We start from the raw sequence: 6,955 nt of genomic DNA, 5'->3' as shown, positions 1-6,955 counted from the left end.
TAGCCTGACCAGGCACATCACGAGAAAACGCATGTAGGCCGTCCACCTCCGGCATACACGGAAATCATGACAGGCTCCGACGAGCTGGCTCTTACCGCGCCCGCGATAGTCCGTAGCACCGTTGAACACCTCGCGTACGCAAGCTGGATCCTTGACCCGCGTGTTGGCAACGCTCGCAAGCGGATAGCCCGCGGGCAGCTTGAGGGGCTCGCAAGTTCTAGATCATGGTATGGAGTCGCGTCAAGTTTTGGCGACTCCAAAAACCGGGAGCGCGCAAACGAAGAATATAACCTTCGGGACGCGCAAGCGAAGAAGATTTTCTACAGAAGTGAAATCGAATACGGTGAAGAGAGTGGCGATATCGTCAAGCTCGCTGGTGAGCGGAGGCCTCATACGGATAAAGCAATTGCGGGCTTTGGCGTCATCGTCGAAGACCGTGCCTTCGGCAAGAGTCTCTACAAGTACCTGTGTGCTGCCGCCCATCCCACCGCCCACGCGATACAGGAACTGCTTGTGGCAACCACCCGTCCCGATGGCCGGAAAGACTATCAGGTTGGCGTAGCCGATGATGACGAGTATTTCGCCCGGCTCACCGCTACAGCGGCCCTTGCTTTCCACCACGCTATAAGGCTATTCGCCACCTATTCCGGGTGGCCTATCAAGCCGCTGGATGGTTGGCTCGATGAAATTCGCCCCGCGCTTGCAGATGCCCTAGTCTGACACAGCCGTGTTCACGCCCCATACCCACGCGGTTCCGTAGCCCCTCTTCCGCCGCCTGCCCGAAACTCTCCCCTCTCACCCACCCAGGCCGGACAGTTCTCCTTACTCCCATCGCATACTTCGAGGTGAAGGTCCTTCAGCGCGGCATGGATCTCCCCGAGTGCTGCCCGCTGTGTATCCTTCAGGCGCCATCCGCCTTCCTGCCAGATCACGGTGATCTGTGTCAACCCCCAGCCGATAAGCCAGTGTTTGACGTCAAAGGCATACACCCCATCGCGTCCATGCCGGGGATGTCGTTTTGCCTCTCGGCTGAGGGGTCGGCGCTTTGCTTCCATGACATACATTGTTGCTCGCGGATGAGGCACCGCCAAGCCTTGTAATTCTTGGATGTTGGCTTGGTATAGCCATTATTCTATGCTTTGCTCGCGCCTTCGGCAGCGTCAGCGGCACCCCCTTGCAGATTATGGTTCACCCCAAAATACCTCTGCGTCCGCAGCCACACCACCTGATGAGCCTGGCTCACGAAATGGCGAGACGGTCCCACGGCTTCGCCGCACCCGCAGCGGCAGGTACGCGCCTTCGCCGGTTCCGTAGCCTCGGGTACATCGGTGTTCACGTTCAGTGATTTCCGGTACAATTGATTTAGTTCTGTCCGGAATGTCTCGCTCGAAAGTCGCTCCATGAGGGGCACGCACGGTTGAGACAGTCAGAGCCCCGCACCCCCATCCAAGGTGCGGGGCTCTGCCGCTTTCCGGACCCGAGTACTGCCATTGCCTCGGCAGTACTGCCGGGCACCTCAGGCAGCGCCCCGCCAGATCATCACTCTCTGTAGTTTCGGCCGGGTTCTGAAGCCGGGTGAGGATGTCGTGCAAGCTGCTGGCCGTTCCGCGCCGGACGTCTTCCAGGAAGGCGACGTAGATGTCGGCGGTCGTGGCAAGGCGGGTGTGCCGGAGCAGGGCGCGGATCTCGTTCAGGTCGACGCCGGCCCGGAAGAACATGGTAGCTGCGGTGTGCCGGATGTCGTGGACGCGGGTGTGTCCCACCTGCGCCCGCTCGCACACCGCGTCCCACCGCCGGTTGACGTTGCGCGGGTCGATCCGGCGCCCGACCGCGGTGGTGAAGACCAAGCCCGGATCAGCCCACCGGATGATCTCCAGGTCGGCCGGAGACCCAGGGTCCCTACCGGCGAGCGCCGCCAGGTCCTTTGCCACCTCTTCGGCCTTGGCGTCGAGCTCGGCTTTCGCCGCGTCCTGCCGCTGCTTGTGCGCGCGGAGCATCGTGACGACCATTGCGGGCAGTACGAGGACCGCCTTTGAACCCTTCGTCTTGAGGTCTTCCTCTTCGACCAGTTCCCAGCGCTGCCGGCCGGTTTCCGGGTCGATCCCTGCCTTGCGGCGTCGCTGCTTGCGCACCACGGCGACGGTGCCGGCGTCGAGGTCGAGCGCCTCCCAGCGCAGCGCGAGCGCTTCCCCCTTGCACAGGCCGAGCGCCAGCAGCACCAGCCACAGCGCGGCCATCCGGTCGACGAGGGCAACCGCGAGGACCCGCCGAGCCTCTTCCTCGGTGAGCGCACGCACCGGAGCTTCCGCTTCAAGATATTCACCGGCCTCGTCGACATCGACGAGGAGAAACTGCTCGACCTCGTCGTCGACGGGGAGCATGCGATGGGCGTGATCCACGAGCGGGCGACCGTCAAGGAGACGGGCCAGGTGTTCGTGATCGAGTTCATCCAGTGGCTGACGGTGCGGAACGGGAGGATCGTCCGCTGGAAGTCCTATACCGACCCCGCGCAGACCTGCGCCTGCGTTCAGACGGTCGTGGGCAAGCAGGATCACTCGTCGAAATCGACGTCGCGGCCGACCGACTCCCAGGCCAGCAGTTCGTCACGGACGCTGTCCAGGTGGCCCTTGAGGGCGTCCAGAGAGTCGTTGCCCAGCGGCAGACGCAGCGGAGCCTTGTCGGTGTCGAGGGCGGCGAGAATCGCCGCGGCGGCCTTGGCGGGATCACCGGGCTGATGGCCGTGCGCCACGCCGATGCCGGCGCGGGTGGGACCCACGGTCGCTTCGTACGCCTGCAGGGAGTCCGACTCGCGCAGGGCGTCGCCGAAGAAGCGGGTACGGAAGGCGCCGGGCTCGACGATCAACACCTTGATGCCCAGCGGCGCCACTTCCTGGGCGAGCGCCTCGGACAGGCCCTCAAGGGCGCACTTGGTCGCCGAGTAGGCGCCGAATCCCGCGACGGACAGTTGACCGCCGAAGCTGCTCATCTGCACGACGGCGCCCGAATTCTGCTTGCGCATGTGCGGCAGTACGGCGCGCACCAGCGCGGTCGGGCCGAAGAAGTGCACGTCCATCAGGTCCCGCAGCTCGCGGTCGGTGGTCTCCTCGACGGCGCCCACCAGACCGTGGCCCGCGTTGTTGACCAGGATGTCGATCCGTCCGTACCAGAGGATGGCCTCCGCGACCACGTCGGCGATACGGGCGTTGTCAGTGACGTCCAGCTGCACGGCCACCGCGCGGTCCGGGTGGGCGGCGATCAGGTCGTCGAGCGTCTCCGGGCGGCGGGCGGTGGCGATGACGGTGTCTCCCGCGGCCAGCGCAGCCTGCGCGATGGCCTGTCCGAAGCCGGCCGACGCACCGGTGATCAGCCAGACACGTCCTTCGGCACCACGGGTGGGCGTGGGGGAATCGGTGGTCACTGCGTCCTCCAAGTCATGGTTCACACCGACTAGTTGTGTCAGCTGCGGCGGCCTCCTGTCCAAGACAGAAGATCACTTGCTCGATAGAGAGGGCTTATGAGGCTGCGCCCTTCGAAGTTAGGCGGGGTTGAGGCATCTGCGGGCTCGGCGGGTGGTTGCGCAGTGTTTCTGGTAGCGGGTGGGTCGGTATTCGGAGTGACCACTCCACCTTGTTGATGTTGATTGCTGGTCGGGTCGTGGCGGTGTGGTCCGTTGTCGTTGCCGGGGCGGTGCCAACCCGTGCTCGCGGAAAGAGCCACGGCCCTCCCATAGTGCCCGGGATCCTTCTCCTACGATGGTCGAGGACGCAGACTGGCGGAACCAGATGACGGCGACGGGGGTGGAGGGAGGCTGGTGGAGCGCGGGGCAGCATCGACGCGCGGACGTCTGATCGCTGTCTGGATGCTGCTCGCCGGGCTTGCCGTCATGCACGTTCTACCCGCCACGGCGACATGCCGGGAGACGATGGCCGGTGACCGAACCGTTCCCGCCTCCGCAGGCATGAGCCATCACGATCCGGCGTGGAACGCTGAGGGGAAGTTCGTCTCGTCCGGTACGGCCCTGCACGCGGACGGCTCGCCCGCCGTCGGCGACATGGGTGGCACACCATGTCTGTCCACTCCGCCGCCCCCCGACGTGAACACGCTGCTCGATCTGCTCGTGCTCGGTCTGCTCTGCGTCGCAGTCCCGCTCCTGCCCTGGTTGCGGCTCGCGACCGGGCATGGTCCGCACCGTCGTGGCCCACCGCGCTTCGGCCCCATCCTCCTCCACGATCTCTGCGTCTCCCGGACGTGATCGGACGGCTTCGCCGTCCGATCACATTGTTCCGCACGCCGCCGGCGTGCTCTCACCGGAAGACTTCAGACCCCATGCCCGCACTGCCCCTCGATCGCCGTAGATTCCTGGCCACCACCGCCCTGGCCGGCGCCGTCGCTCTCACAATCGCTGCCTGCGGCGCAGGCTCCACCAACGCGTCGGCGATGCCCATGACAACCGGAATGCATCCCACCTCCTCGCCGGCCATGGCCTCCATGCCGACCACGTCCATGCCGGGAATGGGCTCCGGCGCGCACGACATGGCCGCGGACGACGGGCTGTCCGCGGAGGCCTCGGGGCTGCGATTCGCCCCGACGTCGACAACTCTGCCCGCAAACGAGCCCGACACGTTTCGGTTTCAGATCCGCGGCACCGACGGAATACCAATCACTACGTTCGCCCCGGACCAGACCAAGCTGATGCATCTCTACCTGATCCGGTCCGACCTCACCGGCTTCCAGCACGTGCATCCGACCATGGCCGCCGACGGCACCTGGACGGCGAACCTCGCCGCGACGCCCGCCGGTACCTATCAGGTCTACACCTCGTTCACGGCCCAGATCGCAGGCAAGGACGTTCCCCTGGTGCTCAGCCAACCCGTCACCCTCCCCGGGACGGCGGCGACGATCGCACCGGCACCGGCTTCGGACACGACGACGGTGGATGGCTACACCCTCGCCGTCTCCACCGCCGGGGGCATGCCGATGGCAGGCATGACCCACACGCTCATCGTCACCATCACCAGGAACGGCATGCCGGTCACCGATCTGCAGCCCTACCTGGACACCTATGCGCATCTCACCGCCGTGCACGCGGGGGACCTGGCCTTCGCGCACCTGCACCCACAGGGCAAGGCCAACGGCGACCATGGCGGACCGACCCTGTCGTTCGCGGCCGAACTCCCCCGCCCGGGGGCATGGCGACTGTTCCTGCAGTTCGAGACCGCGGGAACCCTGCACACCGCTGCACTCACCCTGAACGTCGGCTGAATCGCGAGGGTAGTCGCGCGCCCAGCTCCGGCCGGTGATGGCCCTCGCCCGAACCAGGGGGCCATCACCGGTACCACCCTCGCACCTGATCCGGCGCTGACCGTCCAGGTCCACACGCATGGAGGGATTGCGTGGACCGCCGCGGTCGCGTGCCGCGGCTCACCCAACGATTGGCGCGCTGGAGGCTCCTTCGGGCCCGCATCGGAGGTCAGGGCGCGCCTCCGCCGTCGTGGTCTTCCTGCTCGCCGGGCGCTACCTGGAGGCGCGCGCCAAGCGCCACGCCGGCGCCGCACTGCGACCACACCGTCGACGAGGTCCACCAGCTTTTACGAACCGCGCAGGCCAAGGTCACCGCCGCCGAACGCGACGTTCGCGCCCACCCCGATCACGCCGGACCGGCACGGGTGTTGTTCGCCGCCGAACAGGCACTGCTGCTCGTACGCCTCGCGGCGGACTCCGGCGCACGACGCGGGAAACTCGCTGGTCTAGGCCGATCCGATCTGAACGGCCGGGTCCTCACCATCGAGCGGGGCGTCGCCGCCTTGGTCGACCACGGCGTGGTCTGTCGAGTACATGCAGGCCCCACCCTGAGGTACTTAGGTACCACGGCAGGAGGGAGGTGGATGTCATGACCACAGTCGGAGCACGTCGTCAGGCGCCGCTGAAGGTCGACCCGGCGACGGACGAGCTGATCTCACAGGCCGCGCACTTCCTCGGCATGTCGAAGAAGGACTTCGTCGCCGAGGCGGTCAGGACTTACCTTGACCAGCGCCGCGAGGAGGTCCGCCAGGGCCTGGTCACCTCCATGAAGATCCTCGACGGCTCCCTGTCCGCGAGCGTGGCCGCGCTGACCGGGCTATCGGCGGAGCGGATCGAACAGCTCGGCGGCGTCGGCGACTGGGAGGGCGCTGCACGCACAGGCCCGCGCCGCCCGGCAGCGCTACAACGCCGAGCATGACAAGCCACTGACCACCGACACCCACAGTCGGCATCCGCTCCCGGGACAGGACGACCAGGACCGCTACCTCCTGGAAGCCGGGACCAGGCTCGCGAAACGTCTCGACACCGCCATCCACGACCTCATCCGTGGCTCCCTGCGCGACGGCCACGAGCACGCGGTCGACCTCTCTGGCTTCCGGCTCGGCCTGATCGTCCGCGCCGACCACGGCCACGAGACCTACGTCGCGGTCCGGATCACCGGATCCGTCCCCACCGAGCTGACGGCCGTGATCCTCTCCCGCGTCCCGGGCTGCGCCGCCGACGGCTGGTTCCCCGAGTACGCCCTTCCCGAACGCCACCTCCTGCCCGCCGAACAGGCCTGGTCCAACCTCATGGACCCCAAAGCTGCTGCCCGGCTCCTCGCCAACCAGGACTAACGCCGATTTCCACGCAGGAGGTTCGGCGCAACCTCGACTCAGGTGTACTCGAAGTGCAGGGTGCGTCCGCCCCACCAGGGGATGGCGGTATCGGGGATGGCGGCCTTGCGTAGGACGGGATGGTAGGCGCTTCGTTCGAGGCGGACGGTGACCGTGTCGGGGGTCGTGTGCGTGTGGTGACGGTGTCATCGGTGGCGGTGTGCTGTCCGGGCTGTGGTGAGGCGGCGGGTCGGGTGAAGGTGAGGTGCCTCTTTTCTTCCGGACAGTGCCCCCTACTAGAATAGGGGGCATCACGGAAGGAGGATTAGTTGACGCGT

Annotated in this window: 7 protein-coding genes; 5 read left to right on the top strand and 2 right to left on the bottom strand. The window is 66.4% G+C overall.

Translation table 11 applies throughout. From position 1 onward, the window contains the following. Positions 1-66 precede the first annotated feature (66 nt). Positions 67-720 (top strand): hypothetical protein, encoded by a 654-nt coding sequence (locus MXD95_RS07195; protein ID WP_250639762.1) that lies wholly within the window; start codon positions 67-69, stop codon positions 718-720. A gap of 461 nt (positions 721-1,181) precedes the next feature. Here the strand turns inward: MXD95_RS07195 and MXD95_RS07190 are convergent, their stop codons facing one another. Next, a complete protein-coding gene (locus tag MXD95_RS07190; protein WP_250639761.1) occupies positions 1,182-2,555 on the bottom strand; it encodes a tyrosine-type recombinase/integrase in 1,374 nt (457 codons plus the stop codon). Then, entirely contained in the window at positions 2,552-3,418 is an 867-nt protein-coding gene (locus MXD95_RS07185; protein WP_250639760.1) for an oxidoreductase, read from the bottom strand. The genes MXD95_RS07190 and MXD95_RS07185 overlap by 4 nt, the downstream gene beginning before the upstream one ends. 393 nt (positions 3,419-3,811) lie before the next feature. Here MXD95_RS07185 and MXD95_RS07180 point away from each other — a divergent pair, with 393 nt between their 5' ends. The 4 genes from MXD95_RS07180 (at position 3,812) to MXD95_RS07165 (ending at position 6,638) form a co-directional block, all read left to right on the top strand. Then, positions 3,812-4,252 carry a hypothetical protein gene (locus tag MXD95_RS07180; protein WP_250639759.1) on the top strand — a complete coding sequence of 147 codons (441 nt, stop codon included), beginning with the start codon at positions 3,812-3,814 and terminating at the stop codon, positions 4,250-4,252. A gap of 74 nt (positions 4,253-4,326) precedes the next feature. Continuing rightward, positions 4,327-5,262, top strand: coding sequence for a DUF8832 domain-containing protein (locus MXD95_RS07175; protein WP_250639758.1), 936 nt, complete (start codon positions 4,327-4,329; stop codon positions 5,260-5,262). Between the two features lie 628 nt (positions 5,263-5,890). Continuing rightward, complete coding sequence (locus MXD95_RS07170; RefSeq protein ID WP_250639757.1) at positions 5,891-6,220, top strand: hypothetical protein; 330 nt, start codon at positions 5,891-5,893, stop codon at positions 6,218-6,220. A 268-nt stretch (positions 6,221-6,488) separates the two neighbouring features. Next, positions 6,489-6,638, top strand: a complete 150-nt coding sequence (locus MXD95_RS07165) for a hypothetical protein (protein ID WP_250639756.1) — start codon at positions 6,489-6,491, stop codon at positions 6,636-6,638. Positions 6,639-6,955 lie beyond the last annotated feature (317 nt).

The organism is Frankia sp. AiPa1, assembly GCF_023243075.1.
In the GTDB taxonomy this organism is placed as follows: domain Bacteria; phylum Actinomycetota; class Actinomycetes; order Frankiales; family Frankiaceae; genus Frankia.
The sequence above is the reverse complement of the archived record's forward strand: the minus strand, read 5'-3'. Positions and strand labels throughout refer to the sequence as shown.

Bases quoted from the DNA above. Each gene is read 5' to 3' on its own strand.
- MXD95_RS07175 (WP_250639758.1), top strand. From the start codon at position 4,327: ATGCCCGCACTGCCCCTCGATCGCCGTAGATTCCTGGCCACCACCGCC.
- MXD95_RS07195 (WP_250639762.1), top strand. From the start codon at position 67: ATGACAGGCTCCGACGAGCTGGCTCTTACCGCGCCCGCGATAGTCCGT.
- MXD95_RS07170 (WP_250639757.1), top strand. From the start codon at position 5,891: ATGACCACAGTCGGAGCACGTCGTCAGGCGCCGCTGAAGGTCGACCCG.